Genomic DNA, 307 nt, shown 5'->3' on the forward strand with positions numbered 1-307 from the left:
CTCGACGTCGTAGAAGCGCGGAATCAGCCGTGCGACCGTCGACTTACCCGATCCGGACGGGCCGACCAGGGCGCAGACCGTGCCCGCCGGGATGTCGAGATCGACGCCGTCCAACACCGGATCGCCCCGCTCCGCCGAGTAGCGGAAGCAGACCTTCTCCAGCGTGATGCCGGAGTCCTTCGGCACACGGGGGTGCTCCGGCTCCGGCAGCGGGGGCATACGCAGCAGCTCCGCGATCCGTACGGCGCCGGCCTTCGCATCGTTGATGTAGTTCGCCAGGTGCATCAGCGGACCGGCCGCCTCGATG

The 307-nt window shown here is 69.1% G+C and carries 1 protein-coding gene; it reads right to left on the reverse strand.

The genetic code is table 11. From position 1 onward, the window contains the following. Nucleotides 1-307, reverse strand: a 307-nt coding sequence (locus tag ADL29_RS11810) for an ATP-binding cassette domain-containing protein (protein ID WP_157878465.1), incomplete at both ends; no start/stop codon positions are given.

The organism is Streptomyces chattanoogensis (assembly GCF_001294335.1).
GTDB classification, from domain to species: Bacteria; Actinomycetota; Actinomycetes; order Streptomycetales; family Streptomycetaceae; genus Streptomyces; species Streptomyces chattanoogensis.